Genomic DNA, 21,209 nt, shown 5'->3' on the forward strand with positions numbered 1-21,209 from the left:
GGGACGAGGTCAGAACACCATGGCTATCTTCCTGACCAAGGACAGCAAGGTCATCGTCCAGGGCATGACCGGTGCCACGGGCATGAAGCACACCAAGCTCATGCTGGGTGACGGCACCAACATCGTCGGCGGCGTGAACCCGCGCAAGGCCGGCACCACCGTCGACTTCGACGGCACCGAGGTCCCGGTCTTCGGCACCGTCGCCGAGGCGATGAAGGAGACCGGCGCCGACGTCTCGGTCCTCTTCGTCCCGCCGGCCTTCGCGAAGGCCGCCGTGATCGAGGCGATCGACGCCGAGATCCCGCTGGCCGTCGTCATCACCGAGGGCATCGCCGTCCACGACTCCGCCGCCTTCTGGGCGTACGCGCAGGCGAAGGGCAACAAGACCCGCATCATCGGCCCGAACTGCCCCGGTCTCATCACCCCGGGCCAGTCCAACGCCGGCATCATCCCGGGCGACATCACGAAGCCGGGCCGCATCGGCCTGGTCTCGAAGTCCGGCACGCTGACGTACCAGATGATGTACGAGCTCCGTGACATCGGCTTCTCGTCCGCCGTCGGCATCGGTGGCGACCCGGTCATCGGCACCACGCACATCGACGCCCTCGCGGCGTTCGAGGCGGACCCCGAGACCGACCTGATCGTCATGATCGGCGAGATCGGCGGCGACGCCGAGGAGCGTGCGGCCGACTTCATCAAGGCCAACGTCACCAAGCCGGTCGTCGGCTACGTCGCGGGCTTCACCGCGCCCGAGGGCAAGACCATGGGCCACGCCGGCGCCATCGTCTCCGGCTCCTCCGGCACCGCCCAGGCGAAGAAGGAGGCCCTCGAGGCCGCCGGCGTCAAGGTCGGCAAGACGCCGACCGAGACGGCGAAGCTCGCGCGCGCCATCCTCGCGGGCTGAGCGACCGGTTGCCGCGAAACTCCGCGGTAGCCGTACGAGAGGGCCCCGCCCCCGCCCGGACTCCGGGCGGGGGCGGGGCCCTCTCGCGTGCGCCGGCCGGCGCGGGGTCATTGGGCGGCCGGGACCAGCCGCTCCGGGCCCGGGTTCGGCTGGGAGCGCAGCTTGTCGCGGAGCACCAGGTCCTCCGGGCGGAGCTTCTCCGGGCCGCCCCGCACCGGGACGCCGTTGACGGTCTCGCCGGGGGCGTTCACCGGGATGTAGTGGGTCGGCGCGGTCGCCGCCGCGAAGCCGGTGACCCCGATGAGGACCGCCGTCACCCCCAGCACCGCACGGGTCCAGGTCCGCGCCCGGCGCTCACTGCCCGACCGGACGGCGCGGGCCGCCGGCAGAGCGGTGGTCGGCGCCTCCGCGACCAGCGAGCCGAGCCGTCGGTGCAGGACCTCCGGCTCGGCGAGCTCGGGGACCTTCTTCGCGAGGACCGTGCGGGCGTGCAGCAGCCGGTTGGCCGCGGCGGGGGTGCTCGCCTCGGTCTCGGCCGCCGTCTCCGGCAGGTCGAGCCCGAGCCCGTCGTAGAGCAGGACGGTGCGCCGGTAGGGCGCGGGGAGTTCGAGGAGGGCGGTGAGCAGGGCCCGCCGTCCCGCCTCGGTGGGCGGCGCGTCGGGGTGCTTGTGGGTGCGGCGCAGCCGGTGCCAGGGGGAGAGGGCGTACTCGTAGGCCGTGGCCCGCACCCAGCCCACCGGGTCCGCGTCGACGGCGACCTCGGGCCAGTGCTCCCAGGCGCGGTGGAAGGCCTGCTCGACGGCTTCGCGGGAGAGCCGCCGCCGGCCGGTCAGTAGGTACGTCTGGTGGACGAGGCCCGGCGCCGCTCGTGCGTACAGCTCGTCGAACGCCTCCTCGGCGGTGGCGCCCGGTACGGCGGGGGGCCCGGCGGGCCGCTCCTCCGCGATCCGCGGGGCCGCGGCGGCGACCGGTTTCAGCCGCTCCTGGGGCCTCGGGGGGCCCTTGCGGGCGGGGGCCGCCGTGATGACGGGGGACGGGGAGGGGGCCCGGGGCGGCTTCGCGGCCCGCTTGGCGGCGGGCCTGGGGCGGACGTGTGCCGCGGGGGCGGGGGCGGGGGCGGGGGCGGGCGGCTGCGGCCGGTCCTTCGCCGGGGACTGCTGCCGGTCCTTCGCCGGGGCCTGCGGCCGAACGGGTGAAGACGGCCCGGACCGCGGCTGTTCGGGCTCGTCGGCCCCGTCCGGAGGAGGCGAGGGGTTCGACGCGTCGGCCGGCCCGGACGTGCCGAGCAGCTTCGCGTACGCCTCGCGCTTGCGGCCCCGGGGTGTCGAACGCCCGGTCTCCCATGACCTGACCGTGGCCTTCGTGACGCCCATGGCCTCGGCGACCTGCTCCTCGCTCAGGGCGAGGGCCTCACGCAACCTGCGCCGCTCCTTGGGGGTCGGCAGGGCGGCGGAGGATGCGGAATCCGCGGTGCTCCGGCTCATCGGTGTCGACCTCCCGCAGAGCTGCTGTGGGCGGAAAAGTACATAAATGTATATTGAGCGACACAGCGGATGTTTGCCTGTTACGCGGCAAAAGCGCGTGTCGTTGGGAGCATGGCCCCGTGACCCACGTGACCGAGCACCCCCTGGTCCAGAGCGGCCGTTCCGCCGCCCTCGCCCTGGCCTGCGTCCGGGGCGGGGTCGCCGCCGGACTCGGCCTCGGCGCCCTCGCGGTCCTGGTCGTCGCCGCCTGGATCGGCTCCCCGTACCCCGACAGCGGCCCCGGCGGCGCCCTGCACCTGGCCGCCGGTCTCTGGCTCCTCGCGCACGGAGTGGACCTCGTCCGGACGGACACCCTGTCCGGGCTGCCCGCACCCCTCGGCGTCGCGCCGATGCTGCTGGCCGTCCTGCCCGTCTGGCTGGTCCACCGGGCCACCCGCGACACCCTCGACGCCGTCGACGACGACCGCCGTCGGCCGTCCGCCGCCGGCGCCGTCGGGGCCGTGGCCGGCGGATACCTCCTGGTCGCCGCCGCGGTCGTGCTCTACGGCACGAGCGGCCCGCTGCCCGCCGATCTGCTCGCCGCCGGGCTGTGGCTGCCCCCGCTCGTGCTGGGCGCGGCCGGGGCCGGTGCCTGGACGGCGCTGGGGCGCCCGCTGCCCGCGCAGCGGCAGGCGGCCGCCGCCCTGCGCGCGACCGGACTCGGCCTCGTCGCCCTGCTCGGCGGCGGTGCGGTCGTCGCCGCGGTCTCGCTCGCCCGGCACGCGGGCGAGGCGCAGACCGCCTTCGCGGCCCTCACGGGGGAGTGGTCCGGGCGGATCGCGGTGCTGCTGCTGGTCCTCGCGCTGCTGCCGAACATGGCGGTCTGGGGCACCGCGTACGGGCTCGGACCCGGCTTCGCCCTCGGCACGGGCGCCTTCGCGACGCCGCTGGGCCTCGTCGGGGACCCGGCCGCGCCGCCGTTCCCGCTGCTCGCCGCGCTGCCCGACGACGGACGGGGCGGCTGGACGCAGGGGGCGGCCGTGGCGGTCCCGCTGGCGGCGGCCCTGCTCCAGGGCGGCCGGGTGGGCCGCGCGGCGCGCACCTGGACGGCCCGGGACACGACCCTGACGGCCCTGGGCGCGGCCTGGGCCTGCGGGGCGGTGATCGCCGTGCTGTCGGCCGCCGCGGGCGGACCGCTCGGCTCGGCCCGGCTGTCGGTCTTCGGCCCGGTGTGGTGGCAGACGGGTGCGGCGGCGGTCCTGTGGGGGGCGTGCGTCGGGGTCCCGGTGGCCCTGGCGGTACGGGCCTGGGGCCGGCGCGTCCCGCGGCCGAAGCCGCTCCCGGTCCCCGCGGAGGCTTCGGCGGGCCGGGCGGTGGCGGCGTCGGAGACGCCCGCGGCCGGCTCCGTGCCCGGCGGCCCGTCGTCCCCCGACGGGGAGGAGGCCGGGGGCGCGGAGTCGGAGAAGCCCCCGCCGCCTTCCGGAGGGAAGGCGGCGGGGGCTTCGGGTACCTCGGGTCACGGTGCCTCGGAGGCCGCGGGCGCCGCCGGGCCGAAGGGGGCCGGCGCGGGGGCCGGACGCGGGGACGACCCGGCCCGTGACGCCTATGCCGACTACGACCCGTACGGCGACGCCGCGTTCGAGCCCTACGACTACCTCCCGGCGGCCTGGGAGCCCACCGCGCCGCCACCGCGCCCGGCGCCGCCCGCCGACCGGGGCGGCCCGGCCTGACCGGCGGGGCGACCCGAGGCGCGGTCCGGGGTGCTACTCCCGGACGCCGAAGCCCGCGCGCAGCGGCTTAGGGAGGAGGTCGTTGCAGGCCAGCTGGCCCGCGTGGGTGAGGGCGTCGTCACGGCACTCGTAGAAGTCGCGGTAGACGACCTGCATGGTGAAGCCGACCGCGACGATCATCAGGGCCACGCTCGCCGCGACGAGACCGCTGATCGCGGCCGTCCGCATCGAGCGGAGCGGCGCCGCCGTGGCGCCCTGACCGGACGGCCGGCCGGCGGGCTGTCCGGGCGCCTGTCCCGAGGGCTGGGACGCCGGCCCGCCCGCCGGCTGTGATGTCGGCGACACCCCGCCGGCCGGCGCCGGCTTGGCGCGCAGCGAGCTGATCGCCCAGTAGAGGCCCAGGGCGCCGAGCAGCAGCGCCAGTTCCGGGATCTCGAAGACGGCGAAGAAGAAGGCCCACATGCCGGCGAGGATCGCGTACCGCGCGCGGCGCTGCGCCGGGTCCGTCGGATCCCAGCGGAGCCCGCGCCCACCGCCGCCCTGGCCGCCGCCCTGGCCCGGCCCGCCCTCCGGGCCGCCGCCCTGCCGCTCGGGCCCGCGGCCGAAGCCGTCGTCCGAGCGGCCCGGCTGGCGCGGGCTCCAGCGGCCGTCGGACGGCCCCGACGACCCGGAGCCGGACGATTCGTCGGCCGGGCTGTCAGGGCCGTCCGGTCGCCGCGGCTGCCACGGCTGGTCCGGCCTGCCCTCGGGCGGCGGCGCGAACGGGTTGTTGTCGTCCGTGGACTGGCGTTCCGGCATCAGCTGAACGTCTTCCCTCTGTCGTCAGGACCACGGCCGCACCCGTGGTCTCCGCTGCTGTCTCGTCTCCTGCTGCGAACCGCCGCACCGGTGCGCCCGCCTGCTGCCGCGGGTGCCCCTGCCGTGCCGCGTCCGCGAACCGCTCCGTGCTCGTCGTCCGCCGCGCCGTCCGCGTTCCGACCGGTGCTGGTCGGGGTCCGCGTCCGGCGTCGGACCTTGACGCTACCGCCCTGCTCCGCCCCCGTCCCGTGGGGGCCGTCCGGTGTGCCGGTATCGTTGCTGACGGTCGAGCCATTCGTAGGGTTCCCCGTATCGAGCGGCACGATTCGTTCGTACGACCGTACAAACACCACGGAAAGAGTGACCCAGTGGCTGCCGCCCGCCTCGTCGTCCTGGTCTCCGGTTCCGGTACCAATCTTCAGGCCCTCCTCGACGGCATCGCCGCGGACCCCGAGGGGTTCGGCGCGGAGATCGTCGCGGTAGGCGCCGACCGCGACGGCATCGCCGGTCTGGAGCGCGCCGAGCGCGCCGGACTGCCCACCTTCGTGTGCCGGGTGAAGGACCACGCCACCCGCGAGGAGTGGGACCGCGCCCTCGCCGTGGCCACCGCCGCGTACGAGCCGGACCTGGTCGTCTCGGCCGGCTTCATGAAGATCGTCGGCAAGGAGTTCCTCGCCCGCTTCGGCGGCCGGGTCGTCAACACCCACCCGGCTCTGCTGCCCAGTTTTCCCGGTGCCCACGGGGTGCGTGACGCCCTCGCCTACGGCGCGAAGGTCACCGGGTGCACCGTCCACTTCGTCGACGACGGTGTCGACACCGGCCCGATCATCGCCCAGGGCGTGGTCGAGGTGCGGGACGAGGACGATGAAGCCGCTCTGCACGAGCGCATCAAGGAAGTCGAGCGCTCACTGCTCGTCGACGTCGTGGGGCGCCTCGCCCGGCACGGCTACCGCATTGAGGGACGAAAGGTTCATGTCGGTGAACACGGACACCGTTAAGCCCATCCGCCGCGCGCTGGTCAGCGTCTACGACAAGACGGGTCTGGAGGAGCTGGCCCGCGGTCTGCACGAGGCCGGTGTCGAGCTCGTCTCCACCGGCTCCACGGCGGGGAAGATCGCCGCCGCCGGGGTGCCGGTCACCAAGGTCGAGGAGCTGACCGGCTTCCCCGAGTGCCTGGACGGCCGCGTCAAGACCCTCCACCCGCGCGTGCACGCCGGCATCCTCGCCGACCTGCGCCTGGAGTCGCACCGCGCGCAGCTCGCAGAGCTCGGTGTGGAGCCCTTCGACCTGGTCGTCGTGAACCTCTACCCGTTCAAGGCGACCGTCGCCTCCGGCGCCACCCCCGACGAGTGCGTCGAGCAGATCGACATCGGCGGCCCCTCGATGGTCCGCGCGGCGGCCAAGAACCACCCGTCCGTGGCGATCGTCACCAGCCCCGAGCGGTACGGCGACGTCCTCGCGGCCGTCCGGGCCGGCGGCTTCGACCTGACCGCCCGCAAGCGCCTGGCGGGCGAGGCCTTCCAGCACACCGCGGCGTACGACGTGGCCGTCGCCGCCTGGTTCGCCGACGACTACGCGGCCGCCGACGACTCGGGCTTCCCCGACTTCCTGGGCGCCGCCTACGAGCGGAACAACGTCCTGCGCTACGGCGAGAACCCCCACCAGGGCGCCGCGCTGTACGTGGACGGCACGGGCGGCCTCGCCGAGGCCGAGCAGCTGCACGGCAAGGAGATGTCGTACAACAACTACACGGACACCGACGCCGCGCGCCGGGCCGCGTACGACCACACCGAGCCCTGCGTCGCGATCATCAAGCACGCCAACCCGTGCGGCATCGCGGTCGGCGCGGACGTCGCAGAGGCGCACCGCAAGGCCCACGCCTGCGACCCGCTGTCCGCGTTCGGCGGCGTCATCGCCGTCAACCGCCCGGTCTCGGTCGCGATGGCCGAGCAGGTCGCGGAGATCTTCACCGAGGTCATCGTCGCCCCGGCGTACGAGGACGGGGCCGTCGAGATCCTGGCCAGGAAGAAGAACATCCGCGTCCTGAAGGCCGAGGGCGCCCCGAGCAACCCGGTCGAGGTCAAGCCGATCGACGGCGGCGCGCTGCTCCAGGTCACCGACCGCCTCCAGGCCGAGGGCGACGACCCGGCGAACTGGACCCTGGCGACCGGCGAGGCCCTGTCCGCCGAGGAGCTCGCCGAGCTCGCCTTCGCCTGGAAGGCCTGCCGCGCGGTCAAGTCCAACGCGATCCTGCTCTCCAAGGACGGCGCCTCGGTCGGCGTCGGCATGGGCCAGGTCAACCGCGTCGACTCCGCGAAGCTCGCGGTCGAGCGGGCGGGCGAGGAGCGGGCGCGCGGCTCCTACGCCGCCTCGGACGCCTTCTTCCCCTTCCCGGACGGCCTGGAGATCCTCACCGCGGCCGGCGTGAAGGCGGTCGTGCAGCCGGGCGGCTCGATGCGGGACGAGCTCGTCGTCGAGGCCGCGAAGAAGGCCGGCGTGACGATGTACCTCACGGGGACGCGCCACTTCTTCCACTGAGCCGCGCAGGCCACGGGCGGCCCGCCGAACCCCTCCACGGGGGGCCGGGGGCCGCCCGTCGGCGTTCCGCGGCGGTGTGGGGAGGGCAGGGACCAAACCCGACGGCGGCAGCTCCGCCGATCGGGTGGTCTCTGGTCTAATGGGTTGCTCTTTTGTCGACCACTGGTAGTGGGGGCGTGGTGTTGGACGTACAGAACAGGCCGGCCGAGGAGGCCGGCACCGGTGCTCCCGACGCCGCCGGCAGCGCCCCGCCGGACGGCCTCGCGCCGGCCCCGCTCCGCCCGTACCTGATCCTCGCGGGCGTCCTGTGCGGCCTGTACTTCCTCTACTCCTGGGTGCAGTACGCGCACTTCCGCACCCCGTCCTGGGACCTCGGGATCTTCGGGCAGTCCGTCAGGGCGTACGCCGAGTTCCGGGCCCCCGTCGTCGACATCAAGGGCCCCGGCTTCCACATACTCGGGGACCACTTCAGCCCCGTCACGGCCCTCCTCGCGCCGCTGTACTGGGTCTGGTCCTCGCCGGCCTCCCTGCTGTTCGCGCAGGCCGCGCTCTTCGCCCTCGGCGCCGTCGTCGTCGGCCGCACCACCCAGCAGATCCTCGGCAGCCGGGCCGCCGGCATCGGCCTCGCGCTCGCCTACGGGCTCTCCTGGGGGCTCCAGGAGGCCGTCAAGTCCGACTTCCACGAGATCGCCTTCGCGGTCCCGATGCTCGCCCTGACCTGCCGGGCCCTGCTCCTCGGGCGCTGGACCGCGGCGGCCGCCTGGGCCGCGCCGCTCGTCCTCGTCAAGGAGGACATGGGCCTCACCGTCTCGATGGTCGGCGTGGTCCTCTTCCTGAAGGGCCGGAAGCGGCTCGGCGCCGCCCTGGCCGGCTTCGGCGCCGCGGCGTTCGCGCTGACCGTCCTGGTCCTGATCCCGGCGGCGAGCCGGGTCGGCGAGTACGACTACTGGTCGAAGATCGAGAAGACCGGCCAGGGCACCGACACCTCCTTCGGCCAGGTCATCGGCGACGCGCTCGGCTCGGGCGAGCGCTGGGAGATGGTGTTCTACCTGCTCGCCATCACCGGCTTCCTCGCGCTGCGCTCCCCGCTGGTCCTGCTCGTGCTGCCCACCCTCGGCTGGCGCTTCCTCTCCCAGGACCCCAACCACTGGGGCATGCACTGGCACTACAGCGCCATCCTCATGCCGGTGGTCTTCCTGGCCCTGGTGGACGGCGTCCGTGCGGTGCGGACCTCCCCGCGCGCGTGGCTCGCCGCGTACGGGAAGGTCGCCGTCCCCGTGGCGACGGCGGTCGCGCTGGTCCTCGCGGCGAACCTGCCGCTGCGGGAGCTGACGAAGCCGGAGACGTACCGGTCGGACGTCCGCGCCGAGCAGGCGCGGGCGGCGGTCGACGCGGTGCCCGAGGGCGCGAGCGTGGAGGCCGACGTCTCGCTCCTCGCCCACCTCACCGCGGACCACCGGGTCTACTGGGTCGGCACCTCGAAGGGCGCCACCCCGGACTATCTCGCCTTCGACCTGCGCGGCTGGTCGCAGCAGGTCTCCGACCCGGAGCTGCTGGCTTCGCAACTGCATCCGGAGGCGCGGTACGAGATCACCCACCGCTCGGACGGGTTCGCGGTCCTCAAGCGGGTCTGACCCGGCGGACACGACGGGGGCCCGGTTCCGCACGGAACCGGGCCCCCGTCGTCGTATCGATCAGTACTGCTGCTTGTTGCGGTTGAACCAGGCCGAGCCGTCCGACTTCGCCACGAAGACGATGATCAGGACGCCCAGGACGAGGCTCACGATGCCGAGCGGCAGCGAGAAGATGCTGAAGAGCACGGCGAACGAGGACCAGACGATCGCGCCGATGCGGACGCCGTTGCCGCCGGACTTGAACTTGGCGGCGAGGACCATGCCGAGCACGGCGAAGATGAGCGAGACGATGCCCGCGCCGATCAGGATGCCCTGGCCCATGTCGGCGAACGCCTGGGCGTCGGCGGACGTGGAGCCCGACTTGTCGAGCTCGCTGTCGACCGCGAAGGAGATGCCGATCGCGGCGATGCCGCCGAGCAGGTTGAACGCGCCGAGGATCCACAGCATCACGCGGGCGGACTTCACCCCGCCCGGCATGTCCATGGCCACGCCCGGGTAGCCGCCCCCGCCGTACGGGGAGACCGGCGGGGCCGCCGGGTATCCGTAGCCCTGCTGCGGCGGCACGCCCTGGGGGGCCTGCTGCGGGTAGCCGTAACCGGGCTGCTGGCCCTGGCCCTGACCCTGCGGCTGGCCGTACGGGTTGTTCGGGTCACCGAAGCTCATCGCGGGATTCCTCCGTGAAATTCTCGTGCGGGGACGACGCGGCCCGCGCGGAGGACTTTTCACGGTATGTGAGCGGATTCCCCCCGGCACTTTCCGCGGTACTTCGCCGATCATCGTGGTCGCTTGGTCGACTTTTTGTCCAGTCGATACCCGGCGGAGTTGTGCAAGTGCAACCCGTCGCCCACGGTGACCGTCTGCCCGGTGCGAGCGAATTGGAACATCGCGGGGGTCATCCGGGAGGATGTCTCCATGAGCGCCCAGATTCTCGATGGCAAGGCCACCGCAGCCGCGATCAAGTCCGATCTGACCGTCCGTGTGGCGGCCCTCAAGGAGCAGGGCGTCACACCCGGACTCGGCACCCTCCTGGTCGGTGACGACCCGGCGAGCCAGAAGTACGTCGCCGGAAAGCACCGCGACTGCGCGCAGGTCGGCCTGGCCTCGATCCAGCGCACGCTGCCCGCCACCGCCACCCAGGAGGAGATCGAGGCGGTCGTACGGGAGCTCAACGAGGACCCGGCCTGCACCGGGTACATCGTGCAGCTGCCGCTCCCCAAGGGCATCGACGAGAACCGCGTCCTGGAGCTCATGGACCCGGCCAAGGACGCCGACGGCCTGCACCCGACCAACCTCGGCCGGCTCGTCCTCAACGAGCCCGCCCCGCTGCCCTGCACGCCGAACGGCGTCATCACGCTGCTCCGCGCGCACGGCGTGGAGATCAAGGGCGCGGAGGTCGTGGTGGTCGGCCGCGGCGTCACCATCGGCCGCACGATGCCGCTCATCCTCACCCGCCGCTCCGAGAACGCGACCGTGACTCAGTGCCACACCGGCACCCGGGACCTCTCGGCTCACCTGCGCAACGCCGACATCATCGTCGCCGCGGCCGGCGTGCCGCACCTGATCAAGCCCGAGGACGTGAAGCCGGGCGCGGCCGTCCTCGACGTCGGCGTCTCCCGGAACGCCGAGGGCAAGATCCTCGGCGACGTGGACCCGGGCGTCGCCGAGGTGGCCGCCTGGATCTCCCCGAACCCCGGCGGTGTCGGCCCGATGACCCGCGCCCAGCTCCTCGTCAACGTCGTCGAGGCCGCCGAGCGCGCGGCCGCGGCGCTCTGACGTGACACCCGGGACCCCGGGCGCATCCGGGACCCCGGACGGGGCGGCCGACGCCCCGAGGAACGGGAGCGCCGGTGCGGCGGGACGTGCGCGCGCCGGCGGTGCCACGGGGAACGGCAGCGCCGACGCCCCGGCGCCGCCTGCCCCGGCGCCACCCGCCCCGGCCGACGGGGCCACGGAGCCCGGCACCGCGGGCGCCTCGGCGGCCGACACCGCGCCCGGCCCGGCGGCGGTACCGGGTCCGGTCCTCACCTCCGCGGTCTGGAAGCGCCCCGCGCCCATCCTCACCACCGACACCGCGCGCCCCGAGGGCGGCGGCCGGGCGGCGCCGAGCGACGCCCCGGCGCCCGCCCGTCAGTGGCCGCTGCTGACCGTGCTCGGTCTCGCCGGCATCGGCCTGCTCGTGGTCGGGACGGACGCCTTCGCGCAGTCCTTCCGGATCGGCACGATGCTGGTCGGCGCGGCGCTCCTCGTGGGGGCCGTGCTGCGCCGCGTGATGCCCTCGGTGGGCATGCTCGCCGTCCGGTCCCGCTTCACGGACATGATCACGTACGGGGTGATGGGTGGCCTGATCGTGCTGCTCGCGCTCATGGTGCAGCCGGAACCCTGGCTGAAGATCCCGTTCCTGGAGGACATCCTCCATCTGACGGTCACCTGACGGGGCCCGGCTTCCCCGCGGCCCCGACGATCTGTGGCGCGGTGCCCGCCCTCTCCCCCGTGGGAGGGCGGGCACCGCTGCGTTCAGGGTCATGTACGTGCCAAGGTTGGTTCAAGGTCCGGTAGGGCGCTGTGGCACGGAAGTGACCATTCCGGTACCTCGGGTACGCATCCGGGGGCGCGCATCGCCCGGGGACCTGCCATCCTTCGGTGCAGCGGGGGAGACCCGGTTGGCACGGGACAAGGGGGACCGCCATGCCTGGCTGGAAGGCGCTGCCGGAGGAACTCGATCCGGACGTCCGTGCGTTCACGGAACGGCTCCGCCGCCTCATCGAGCGCAGCGGTCTCGGCGTCACCGCCGTCGCCGAGCGCACCGGGCGCGAGCGGTCCGCCTGGGACGCCTATCTGAACGCCCGCCGGCCGGCGCCCCGCAGCGCCGTCGTGGCCCTCGCCGAGGTGACCGGAAGCGATCCGGCGGGCCTCGCGACCGACTGGGAGCGCGCGGAGCGCGCCTGGGCCCGGGACGGGAAGGCGGTCGCCGGTGGCGGTGCGGCCGGGCCCGCGGACGGGGACGGCGGCCGCCACGAGGGCCCCGAGGCCCAGGACCAGACCCTCCGGATCCGCCGCGTCGACCACCCCGATCGCCCGGCGGCCCCGGGCGTGAAGGGGGCGGGCGTTCCCGGCTCCTCGGGGGAGTCCCGTACGCCCGGCGCTGTCGGGGATGCCGGTATGCCCGGCGCCTCCGGCGAGCCGCGTCCTCCCGGCGGCGCACCGCACGCCGACCCGGCCTTCACCGCCCCGAGGCCCTCCGTCGCCGTTCCCCCGTCCCACCTCCCCGGACCGACGACCGGTGCGGCCCCCGCCCGCACCCCCGACTCCCGCCGCCGCAAGGTCCTGCTCTACGCCACCGGGAGCGTCGGGGCTCTGCTCGTCGTCACCGCCGCCCTGCTCCTCGTCGACCTCGGCGGCTCCGAGGGGCCGGGCGGGGACGACCGGGCGGCCGCCCCGACCACCACCACGGCCCCGCCCACCACCCGGCCCGCCGACCTCCCGCCGGGCGTGCGGTGCTCGGGAAGCGACTGCACGGGCCGCGACCCGGAGGAGATGGGGTGCGGCGGCCCCCTCGCCACGACCGTCGCCCGCGCCGTCGTCGGCGGGGCGCAGGTCGAGGTCCGCCACAGCGAGACCTGCGGCGCGTCCTGGGCCCGGCTCAGCGGCGGCGCGCCCCGGGACACGGTGACGATCCGCGTGGGGGACGCCGAGCGGAGCGCGACCGTCGCCGAGGGCGCCGACACGGTGGCGACGGGGACCGACGCGTACACGCCGATGGTCGCGGTTCCCCCCGGCGCGGCGGCCCAGGCCTGCGGCCTGCTCGCGGACGGCGGCGAAGGCTGCACCACCGGCCCGTGAACGCCCGCGCGGACGGCCCGCGGCGGCCGCGCGGGCGGGCGGCAGTGAGCCGGACCACAAGGGGGTGGGGGTTGAGCGGGGCCCGGGTCGGATAGCCTGACCGCTGGATATCTCTTCATGTCGAGACACCGATCGATCAAGAGAGCTATCCCGCACCAGGGGCAGGGACCCCCACCGCCAGCTGTCTTACGGAGATCGCCATGACCCGCACTCCCGTGAATGTCACCGTGACCGGCGCGGCCGGCCAGATCGGCTACGCGCTGCTCTTCCGCATCGCCTCCGGCCACCTGCTCGGCGCGGACGTGCCGGTCAAGCTGCGCCTCCTCGAGATCCCGCAGGGCGTGAAGGCCGCCGAGGGCACCGCCATGGAGCTCGACGACTGCGCCTTCCCGCTGCTCAAGGGCATCGACATCTTCGACGACCCGAACCAGGGCTTCGAGGGCGCCAACGTCGCGCTGCTGGTCGGCGCCCGCCCGCGTACCAAGGGCATGGAGCGCGGTGACCTGCTCGCCGCCAACGGCGGCATCTTCAAGCCGCAGGGCAAGGCCATCAACGACCACGCCGCGGACGACATCAAGGTCCTCGTCGTCGGCAACCCGGCCAACACCAACGCCCTGATCGCCCAGGCCGCGGCCCCGGACGTGCCGGCCGAGCGCTTCACCGCGATGACCCGCCTGGACCACAACCGCGCGCTCTCGCAGCTCGCGGTCAAGACCGGCGCGTCCGTCGAGGACATCAAGCGCCTCACCATCTGGGGCAACCACTCGGCGACCCAGTACCCGGACATCTTCCACGCGGAGATCGCCGGCAAGAACGCCGCCGAGGTCGTCAGCGACGAGGCGTGGCTGGCCGACACCTTCATCCCGACCGTCGCCAAGCGTGGCGCCGCGATCATCGAGGCCCGTGGCGCGTCCTCCGCCGCCTCGGCCGCGAACGCCGCCATCGACCACGTCCACACCTGGGTCAACGGCACCGCCGCGGGCGACTGGACCTCCATGGGCATCCCGTCGGACGGCTCGTACGGCGTCCCGGAGGGTCTCATCTCCTCCTTCCCCGTCACCTGCGCCGACGGGAAGTACGAGATCGTCCAGGGCCTGGAGATCAACGACTTCTCGCGCGGCCGCATCGACGCCTCCGTGCAGGAGCTCGCAGAGGAGCGCGACGCGGTCCGCGAGCTCGGCCTCATCTGAGTCCCCGCTCCACGCGCCCGGCGCCCCCGTTCCGTACGACCGACCGTACGGCGCGGGGGCGCCGTTTCTCATGCCGGGGGAGGGGCTGCCCGGCGTTCCCGACGGCTTCCGGCGCTCACGCCCCGCGCGGGGTGTAGTGGCCCGGCGTCATGCGGGTGGACACGGCGATCCGGTTCCAGGCGTTGATGACGACGATCGCACCGATGACGCGGGCGAGCTCGGTCTCGTCGAAGTGCCGCGCGGCGCGGGCGTACACCTCGTCGGGGACGAAGCCGTCCGTGAGGACGGTGACGGCCTCGGTCAGGGCCAGGGCGGCGAGCTCCCGCTCGGTGTAGAAGTGCCGGGACTCCTCCCAGGCGGACAGCTGCACGATGCGCTCGACGGTCTCGCCCTCGGCCAGCGCGTCCTTGGTGTGCATGTCGATGCAGAAGGCGCAGTGGTTGATCTGCGAGGCCCGGATCTTGATCAGGTGGTAGAGGGTCGCGTCGACGTCCTTCGCCGCCGCCGTCTCCAGACGCAGCATCGCCCGGTAGAACTCGGGGACGCGCTCGGCGAGGGGGAGGCGCGGGGCGTGCTCGGGTGCGTACTCGGTGGGCGCGGCGGTGCCGGGGGTGTCCGTGGGGTGCGTGTGCGTGCTCATGTCCTTCACCGTACGAGCCGGGTGGCTCAGGAGTATGGTCCATTCCCATGGCTGACGAGTGGGCCACTTTCGGGGCCGATCTCCACCTCGAACTGCGCGGACCGCGGCTGCGCGCCGGGCTCATGGACGCGCTCCGCGAGGCGGTCCGCAGCGGGCGGCTCGCGGCGGGCACCCGGCTGCCGTCCTCCCGCTCGCTCGCGGCCGACCTGGGCATGGCCCGCAACACCGTCGCCGACGCCTACGCCGAACTCGTCGCCGAGGGCTGGCTGACGGCCCGGCAGGGCTCCGGCACCCGGGTCGCCCGTCGAGCCGAACCCCGGCGCCCGGAGGCGCGCCGCCCCGAGCCCCCGCGCGCCGCGCTCCGGCGCGTGGAGCACCGGCCGGGGCCGGTCCCCCTCGGCTCCCCTCCTGGTCGCCCCCTTCCGCGCCCCTCCGCGCCCGCGCACAACCTCAAGGCCGGAACCCCCGACCTGGCGTCCTTCCCGCGCGCCGAATGGCTCAAGGCGTACCGGCGGGCGCTCACCGCAGCCCCCAACGAGGCCTTCGGCTACGGCGATCCGCGCGGCCGGATCGAACTCCGCACCGTCCTCGCCGAGTACCTGGCCCGCGCGCGGGGCGTGTACGCCCGCCCCGAGCGGATCGTCGTCTGCGCGGGCTTCGTGCACGGTCTGATGCTGGTTGGGCAGGTGCTGCGGAGCCGCGGTGTCCGGGACGTCGCGGTGGAGTCGTACGGGCTGGGCCTGCACGCGGACCTCCTGACCGGGGCGGGGCTCGGGACTCCGGCGCTGCCGTTCGACGAGCGGGGCACCCTGGTCGAGGAGTCCGGTCCGCTCGCCTCGGCCGGGGCCGTCCTGATGACGGCCGCCCACCAGTTCCCGCTGGGCGGCGCCCTGCCCCCGGACCGGCGCGCGGCGGTCGTGGACTGGGCGCGGGCCTCGGGCGGCTTCGTCCTGGAGGACGACTACGACGGGGAGTTCCGGTACGACCGGCAGCCCGTGGGCGCCCTCCAGGGCCTCGATCCCGAGCGGGTCGTCTATCTCGGGACGGCGAGCAAGTCCCTCGCCCCGGGGCTGCGGCTGGCGTGGATGGTGCTGCCGGAGAGCCTGGTCGGCGCGGTGGTGGCGGCGAAGGGGGCGGTGGACTGGGTGTCCGGCGCGCCGGACCAGCTGGCCTTCGCGGAGTTCCTGGCCTCGGGGGCGTACGACCGGCACGTACGGGCGATGCGGCTGCGCTACCGGCGCCGCCGCGACCAGCTCGTCGCGGCGGTGGCGGCGCACGCGCCGGAGACGAGGGTCAGCGGGATCGCGGCCGGTCTCCACGCCGTCCTGGCCCTGCCGCCCGGCACGGAGCAGGACGTGCTGCGGGCCGCCGCCTGGAACGGTCTGGCGGTCCAGGGCGTGAACCAGTTCCGCCGCCCGACGGTGCCGGCGACCCTGGACGGCCTCGTCGTCGGCTACGGGACACCCCCGGACAGCGGCTGGCAGGGCGCGCTCCAGGCCCTTCTCCGCACGCTTCCGTGAGGACGGGCGCCGGCCCCGCCGCCGCACCGCGAGCAGCCGGCGGAGCCTCGGCCGGGTCCGGGGAGCGCCCGACGGCCGGAGCGTGAGCGGAGGTTCCCCGGGTATGCGCGGTCCTACACGACGAAGCGTCACCGCAGCACCGAGGAAACGGAGTCCAACATGATGATCGTCGGAATCGTCGCGATATGCGTGGTACTCGCCGTTCTGGCGTTCTTCCTGCCGCGGCTCTCCCAGCACCCCCAGCGCGGCACCCAGAAGACTCTCGGCCTGGGGTCCCGCGCGGGCGGCAAGGCTCCCGGCGTCCTGGGCCGCCTCTTCAGCAAGCCGTTCCGCAGCAGCTCGAAGGCGGTCGGCAAGAGCGGCTCCGCCGGCCGTCGCGCCCGGGGGCACATGCCCTTCTGACCCCGCACCCCTCTCGGCCCGGCCCCGACGTCCGCCGGGGGCCGGGCCGCGGTGCGTCCGCGGGGGCACCGGACCGTACGCGCGCACGGCGGCGACTCCGATCGGCTCCGGCTCAGCCGGCCGCTTCCGGCGGTTCGCCGAAGCGGGCGAGGGTCAGGGAGCCCGCCACCGCGATCGCGAAGCCGACGACCGCGAGCCAGCCGAGGCCCTCGCGGGTGGTGTCGCCGAGCCAGGCCACCCCGATGATCGCCGGACCGATCGTCTCGCCCAGGACGGAGCCCGCCGTCGCCGTCGTCACCGAGCCGCGCTGGAGCGCGGAGGTCAGCAGCAGGAACGCCGCGCCGCCGCCGACCAGGAGGGCGTACAGCGACGGGTCCGTGAGGTCGATCCCGTCGATCAGCCGGACCGCCACCTCCACCACCCCGAAGCCGAAGCCCGCCCCGAGGCCCAGGACCAGCGCGCGCGGCTTCTCCGGCAGCCGGCCGCCCGCCACCCCGAGCAGCAGCACGCCGAACGCGGCGGCCAGCAGGCCCCAGGGCAGCCACTCCGGGCCCGGCCGGTGGCCCTCCTTCCCCGAGGTGAGGGCAAGGAGCGCCAGCCCCGCGCAGACCGCGCCCACGGCCGTCCACTCCACCCGGCTGAGCCGCACCCGCAGCAGACGGGAGGCGATGACCGCCGTGACCGCCAGGCTCGCGGCGAGCGCCGCGCCGACCACGTAGATGGGCAGGGTCCGCAGGGCCACGATCTGGAGGACGAAGCCGAGGCCGTCCATGCCGAGGCCGGCGATGTACCGCCACTGGCGCAGCGCCCGCCACATCAGCGCGAGGTCGACTCCGCCGCCGGTCCCCGGCGTCGCGGCGCGGGCCGCCATCGCCTGGAAGACGGAGGCGGCGCCGAAGCAGACGGACGAGGCGAGCGCACAAATCATCCCGAGTAGCACGAAACGACTCTAGGCGGTGAGGCCGGAATCGACCGGCCTACACTGTGCGGTCGCGACTGCGAAGGAGAGGGCCAGGACATGCGGAGGCTGAGGTCGAGCACGGTGGTGCTCGGCGGGATGGGAGTGCTCGCCGCGACGATCACCGCGTGCGGCTCCGACCCGGACAAGCGGTGTGTCGACCCGGTGACCCGGGAGACGCTGCCCAGCTACGAGTGCGGCAGCGGTGGCGGCGACGACGACAACGGCAGCAGCACCCACCGGGGTTCGTACTACTACGGCGGCTCCATACGTGACAACCGCGTGAGCGGCGGCAGCTTCGACAAGAAGGCCGTCGACACCGGCGGCTTCGGCTGCTCCGGTTCCGGCGGCGGCTGAGAGAGGCCCGGCACATGCGACGGCACACGATCGAGCCCCGGCCGGGCTGGCAGGAGACGGTGGAGGAGCAGGGGCTCGTCTACCCGCTGACCCGCTACCCGGACGGTTCGCTGCGCCCGTACTGGGACGAGAGCGCGTACTACTCCTTCACCCTGCCCGAGGTCGAGGCGCTGGAGGAGGTCGTCGAGGAGCTGCACGCGATGTGCCTCGCCGCCGCCGCGCACATCGTCGAGCGGGGCCGGTTCGCCGAGCTGGGGATCACCGACCCCAGGCTCGCGTCGCTGGTCGCCGAGTCCTGGCGGCGGCGTGCCGAACTGCCCTCCCTCTACGGACGGTTCGACCTCCGCTACGACGGCACCGGGCCGGCCAAGATGCTGGAGTACAACGCCGACACCCCCACCTCGCTCGTCGAGGCCGCCAGCCCGCAGTGGTTCTGGATGGAGGAACGGTTCCCCGGCGCGGACCAGTGGAACTCCCTCCACGAACGGCTCGTCGACGCCTGGCGCAAGCAGGCCCGGCTGCTGCCCCCCGGCCCCCTGCACTTCGCGCACTCGGACGGCGACGAGCTCGGCGAGGACCTGATGACGGTCGCGTACCTGCGCGAGACCGCCCAGCAGGCCGGTCTGGAGACCGAGGCGCTCTCCGTCGAACGGATCGGCTGGGACCGGCTCTCGCGCCGCTTCGTGGACGACCGGCTCCGGTTCATCCGCAGCTGCTTCAAGCTCTACCCGTGGGAGTGGCTGACCACCGACCGCTTCGGCCCGCACGTCCTGGACACCCTCGACAACGGCGGCGGCACCGGCACGACCTGCTGGATCGAGCCCGCCTGGAAGATGCTGCTCTCCAACAAGGCGCTCCTCGCGATCCTGTGGGAGCTGTACCCGGGCCACCCCAACCTGCTGCCCGCCTACCTCGACGGACCACGGGAACTCGCCACCACCACCGGCTGGGTCGCCAAGCCGCTGCTCGGCCGCGAGGGCGCCGGCGTCACCCTGCACGAGGCGGGCACCGAACCGTTCGTCTGGGACGGGGAGCCCTGCTGCTACCAGGAACTGGCCCCGCTGCCCGACTTCGACGGCAACAGGGTGGTGCTCGGCGCGTGGGTCGTCGAGGACGAGGCGGCGGGGCTCGGCATCCGCGAGTCGGCGGACCTGGTCACCGACGAGTACGCCCGCTTCCTCCCGCACGTGATCCTGTAGGCCGCGACCGGGCCCGCCCCGCCTACTCGGGCACGTAGTCCCGCAGCGGAGCCGGGCGCAGGCCCGCGGCCTCGGCGGCGGCCAAGGCCCGGGTCAGGTCCTCCTCCAGGGTCTCGTTGAAGTGCAGCAGGATGATGTCGCCGGCCTTGAGCACCGGCGTCGGCGGGCTCCACTGGCCCCAGGTGGTGAGGTCGTACGTCCAGGTGACCAGCGCCTTCGCCCCGCAGGCGCGGGCCGCGGTCCGGGTCGTCGCGTCGTACACGCCGTACGGCGGGCGGATCAGCCGGGGGCCGTCGCCGAACTGCGCGAGGTGCCGGTCCCGCGCGCCGCAGAACTCCGCCGTCTGGCCCGCGGCGTCCAGGGTGGTCAGGTCCGGGTGGTTGACCGTGTGGTTCTCGACGCGCGAGGGGCCCCCGGCGAGCAGGTCGCGGAAGTACCCGGAGTCGTACGAGTAGGCGCCCGGCAGCAGGAACAGCGAGGCGGGCACCCGGCGGTCGAGCAGCAGTTTCGCGGCGGCGGGGTCGTGGAACCAGCCGTCGTCGATGGTGATGAAGACGACCGGGTCCGTGGTCTCGACGCGCGGGACCACCGGGACGGGCTCGGGCCAGGCCGCCCGCGGGGCGGCGTGCGCGGGTCCCGTGACCGCGCCCAGGAGCGCGAGGGGGACGGCGGCGGCGAGCGCGGCACGCACGGCGTGGCGCAGGCTGAGTCTCGGCATGGCGGCATCATTGGCCTAGACCAACTGCCGTGTCAATGGTCCGGGTTGACCCGCTCCGACCCGTCCCCGCCGTCCCCTCGAACAGGCCGGGCCCGTCACTCCCCGGCCAGGACCCCCCGCAGCTGCTCCAGGCCCCAGTCGAGGTCCTCCTTCGAGATGACCAGCGGCGGGGCGATGCGGATCGTCGACCCGTGGGTGTCCTTCACCAGGACCCCCCGCGCCATCAGCTTCTCCGAGATCTCCCGGCCGGTGCCGTGCGACGGGGCGATGTCCACCCCGGCCCACAGGCCCCGCCCGCGCACCGCCTCGACCGCCCCGCCGCCCACGAGCAGCCCCAGTTCGGCGTGCAGGTGCTCGCCCAGCTCCGCCGCCCGCTCCTGGTACTCGCCCGTCCGCAGCATCGCCACGACCTCCAGCGCCACCGCGCAGGCCAGCGGGTTCCCGCCGAAGGTCGAGCCGTGCTCACCCGGCTTGAACACCCCGAGCACCTCGCGGTCGGCGACCACCGCCGACACCGGCACCACGCCGCCGCCCAGCGCCTTCCCGAGCACGTACACGTCCGGCACCACGCCCTCGTGCTCGCACGCGAACGTCCGGCCCGTCCGGCCCAGACCCGACTGGATCTCGTCCGCCACGAACAGCACGTTCCGCCGGCGGGTCAGCTCCCGCACCCCCGCGAGATAGCCGGCCGGCGGGACCAGGACACCCGCCTCGCCCTGGATCGGTTCGAGCAGCACCGCCACCGTGTTCTCGGTGACCGCGGCCTCCATCGCCGTCAGGTCGCCGTACGGGACGATCTCGAACCCCGGTGTGTACGGACCGAAGTGGTCCCGCGCCTCGTGGTCCGTGGAGAAGCTGACGATCGTCGTCGTGCGGCCGTGGAAGTTGTTCGCCGCCACCACGATCTTCGCGTGCCCGTCCGGCACGCCCTTCACCTCGTACCCCCACTTCCGGACGGTCTTCACCGCCGTCTCGATCGCCTCCGCGCCGGTGTTCATCGGCAGCACCGCCTCCTTCCCGCACAGCTCGGCGAGCCGGGTGCAGAACTCGGCGAACCGGTCGTGGTGGAAGGCGCGCGACGTCAGCGTCACCCGCTCCAGCTGGGCCTTCGCGGCGTCGATCAGACGCCGGTTGCCGTGCCCGAAGTTGAGCGCCGAGTAGCCGGCGAGCATGTCGAGATAGCGGCGCCCCTCGACATCGGTCATCCAGGCGCCGTCCGCCGAAGCGACGACGACCGGCAGGGGGTGGTAGTTGTGAGCGCTGTGCGCCTCCGCCGAAGCGATCGCGTCTTGTGTGCTCGACACGGGATCTCCGTTCG

The 21,209-nt window shown here is 74.1% G+C and carries 20 protein-coding genes; 13 read left to right on the forward strand and 7 right to left on the reverse strand.

What is annotated here, in order from left to right:
* Positions 1 to 19: 19 nt before the first annotated feature.
* Positions 20 to 904: a succinate--CoA ligase subunit alpha gene (gene sucD, locus ACF09E_RS27035; protein WP_361858496.1), complete on the forward strand. Its 885-nt coding sequence runs from the start codon at positions 20 to 22 to the stop codon at positions 902 to 904.
* A 107-nt stretch (positions 905 to 1,011) separates the two neighbouring features.
* Here sucD and ACF09E_RS27040 read toward each other — a convergent pair whose 3' ends face one another.
* Entirely contained in the window at positions 1,012 to 2,388 is a 1,377-nt protein-coding gene (locus tag ACF09E_RS27040; protein ID WP_392207747.1) for a sigma factor-like helix-turn-helix DNA-binding protein, read from the reverse strand.
* Positions 2,389 to 2,507: 119 nt separating this feature from the next.
* Between ACF09E_RS27040 and ACF09E_RS27045 the strand changes: the two genes are divergently transcribed.
* Positions 2,508 to 4,097 (forward strand): DUF6350 family protein, encoded by a 1,590-nt coding sequence (locus ACF09E_RS27045; protein WP_392207749.1) that lies wholly within the window; start codon positions 2,508 to 2,510, stop codon positions 4,095 to 4,097.
* A 33-nt stretch (positions 4,098 to 4,130) separates the two neighbouring features.
* Here the strand turns inward: ACF09E_RS27045 and ACF09E_RS27050 are convergent, their stop codons facing one another.
* Positions 4,131 to 4,895, reverse strand: coding sequence for a hypothetical protein (locus ACF09E_RS27050; RefSeq protein ID WP_392207751.1), 765 nt, complete (start codon positions 4,893 to 4,895; stop codon positions 4,131 to 4,133).
* A gap of 368 nt (positions 4,896 to 5,263) precedes the next feature.
* On the opposite strand from ACF09E_RS27050, the gene purN reads away from it, so the two are divergent.
* From purN to ACF09E_RS27065, 3 genes are all read left to right on the forward strand, one after another.
* Complete coding sequence (gene purN / locus ACF09E_RS27055; RefSeq protein WP_392207753.1) at positions 5,264 to 5,893, forward strand: phosphoribosylglycinamide formyltransferase; 630 nt, start codon at positions 5,264 to 5,266, stop codon at positions 5,891 to 5,893.
* Positions 5,868 to 7,433 carry a bifunctional phosphoribosylaminoimidazolecarboxamide formyltransferase/IMP cyclohydrolase gene (purH, locus tag ACF09E_RS27060; RefSeq protein WP_392207755.1) on the forward strand — a complete coding sequence of 522 codons (1,566 nt, stop codon included), beginning with the start codon at positions 5,868 to 5,870 and terminating at the stop codon, positions 7,431 to 7,433. The genes purN and purH overlap by 26 nt, the downstream gene beginning before the upstream one ends.
* Before the next feature lie 179 nt (positions 7,434 to 7,612).
* On the forward strand, positions 7,613 to 9,067 hold the full coding sequence (locus ACF09E_RS27065) for a DUF2079 domain-containing protein (RefSeq protein ID WP_392208114.1): 1,455 nt from the start codon (positions 7,613 to 7,615) through the stop codon (positions 9,065 to 9,067).
* A 60-nt stretch (positions 9,068 to 9,127) separates the two neighbouring features.
* Here ACF09E_RS27065 and ACF09E_RS27070 read toward each other — a convergent pair whose 3' ends face one another.
* Positions 9,128 to 9,730, reverse strand: a complete 603-nt coding sequence (locus tag ACF09E_RS27070) for a hypothetical protein (RefSeq protein ID WP_392207757.1) — start codon at positions 9,728 to 9,730, stop codon at positions 9,128 to 9,130.
* Positions 9,731 to 9,979: 249 nt separating this feature from the next.
* Here ACF09E_RS27070 and ACF09E_RS27075 point away from each other — a divergent pair, with 249 nt between their 5' ends.
* From ACF09E_RS27075 to ACF09E_RS27090, 4 genes are all read left to right on the forward strand, one after another.
* Positions 9,980 to 10,840, forward strand: coding sequence for a bifunctional methylenetetrahydrofolate dehydrogenase/methenyltetrahydrofolate cyclohydrolase (locus ACF09E_RS27075; RefSeq protein WP_392207759.1), 861 nt, complete (start codon positions 9,980 to 9,982; stop codon positions 10,838 to 10,840).
* A gap of 1 nt (position 10,841) precedes the next feature.
* Positions 10,842 to 11,498, forward strand: coding sequence for a DUF3017 domain-containing protein (locus tag ACF09E_RS27080; protein ID WP_392207761.1), 657 nt, complete (start codon positions 10,842 to 10,844; stop codon positions 11,496 to 11,498).
* A 254-nt stretch (positions 11,499 to 11,752) separates the two neighbouring features.
* A complete protein-coding gene (locus ACF09E_RS27085) occupies positions 11,753 to 12,907 on the forward strand; it encodes a helix-turn-helix domain-containing protein (protein ID WP_392207763.1) in 1,155 nt (384 codons plus the stop codon).
* A gap of 200 nt (positions 12,908 to 13,107) precedes the next feature.
* Complete coding sequence (locus tag ACF09E_RS27090; protein WP_392207765.1) at positions 13,108 to 14,097, forward strand: malate dehydrogenase; 990 nt, start codon at positions 13,108 to 13,110, stop codon at positions 14,095 to 14,097.
* Between the two features lie 115 nt (positions 14,098 to 14,212).
* Here the strand turns inward: ACF09E_RS27090 and ACF09E_RS27095 are convergent, their stop codons facing one another.
* The gene (locus tag ACF09E_RS27095) at positions 14,213 to 14,737 is read right to left on the reverse strand and encodes a carboxymuconolactone decarboxylase family protein (protein WP_392207767.1); all 525 of its coding nucleotides are present in this window, start codon (positions 14,735 to 14,737) and stop codon (positions 14,213 to 14,215) included.
* Positions 14,738 to 14,784: 47 nt separating this feature from the next.
* Here ACF09E_RS27095 and ACF09E_RS27100 point away from each other — a divergent pair, with 47 nt between their 5' ends.
* On the forward strand, positions 14,785 to 16,257 hold the full coding sequence (locus ACF09E_RS27100) for a PLP-dependent aminotransferase family protein (RefSeq protein WP_392207769.1): 1,473 nt from the start codon (positions 14,785 to 14,787) through the stop codon (positions 16,255 to 16,257).
* Positions 16,258 to 16,416: 159 nt separating this feature from the next.
* The gene (locus ACF09E_RS27105) at positions 16,417 to 16,659 is read left to right on the forward strand and encodes a DUF6411 family protein (RefSeq protein WP_392207771.1); all 243 of its coding nucleotides are present in this window, start codon (positions 16,417 to 16,419) and stop codon (positions 16,657 to 16,659) included.
* A 112-nt stretch (positions 16,660 to 16,771) separates the two neighbouring features.
* On the opposite strand, the gene ACF09E_RS27110 is transcribed toward ACF09E_RS27105, so the two are convergent.
* Positions 16,772 to 17,587, reverse strand: a complete 816-nt coding sequence (locus tag ACF09E_RS27110; RefSeq protein ID WP_392207773.1) for a hypothetical protein — start codon at positions 17,585 to 17,587, stop codon at positions 16,772 to 16,774.
* A 90-nt stretch (positions 17,588 to 17,677) separates the two neighbouring features.
* On the opposite strand from ACF09E_RS27110, the gene ACF09E_RS27115 reads away from it, so the two are divergent.
* A complete protein-coding gene (locus tag ACF09E_RS27115) occupies positions 17,678 to 17,974 on the forward strand; it encodes a hypothetical protein (protein ID WP_361856749.1) in 297 nt (98 codons plus the stop codon).
* A 14-nt stretch (positions 17,975 to 17,988) separates the two neighbouring features.
* The gene (locus ACF09E_RS27120; RefSeq protein WP_392207775.1) at positions 17,989 to 19,173 is read left to right on the forward strand and encodes a glutathionylspermidine synthase family protein; all 1,185 of its coding nucleotides are present in this window, start codon (positions 17,989 to 17,991) and stop codon (positions 19,171 to 19,173) included.
* A 22-nt stretch (positions 19,174 to 19,195) separates the two neighbouring features.
* On the opposite strand, the gene ACF09E_RS27125 is transcribed toward ACF09E_RS27120, so the two are convergent.
* A complete protein-coding gene (locus ACF09E_RS27125; RefSeq protein WP_388792840.1) occupies positions 19,196 to 19,891 on the reverse strand; it encodes a polysaccharide deacetylase family protein in 696 nt (231 codons plus the stop codon).
* Between the two features lie 95 nt (positions 19,892 to 19,986).
* Positions 19,987 to 21,195 (reverse strand): ornithine--oxo-acid transaminase, encoded by a 1,209-nt coding sequence (gene rocD / locus ACF09E_RS27130; RefSeq protein ID WP_392207777.1) that lies wholly within the window; start codon positions 21,193 to 21,195, stop codon positions 19,987 to 19,989.
* Between the last annotated feature and the right edge of the window lie 14 nt (positions 21,196 to 21,209).

The organism is Streptomyces sp. NPDC014891, from assembly GCF_043081085.1.
Classification (GTDB): domain Bacteria; phylum Actinomycetota; class Actinomycetes; order Streptomycetales; family Streptomycetaceae; genus Streptomyces.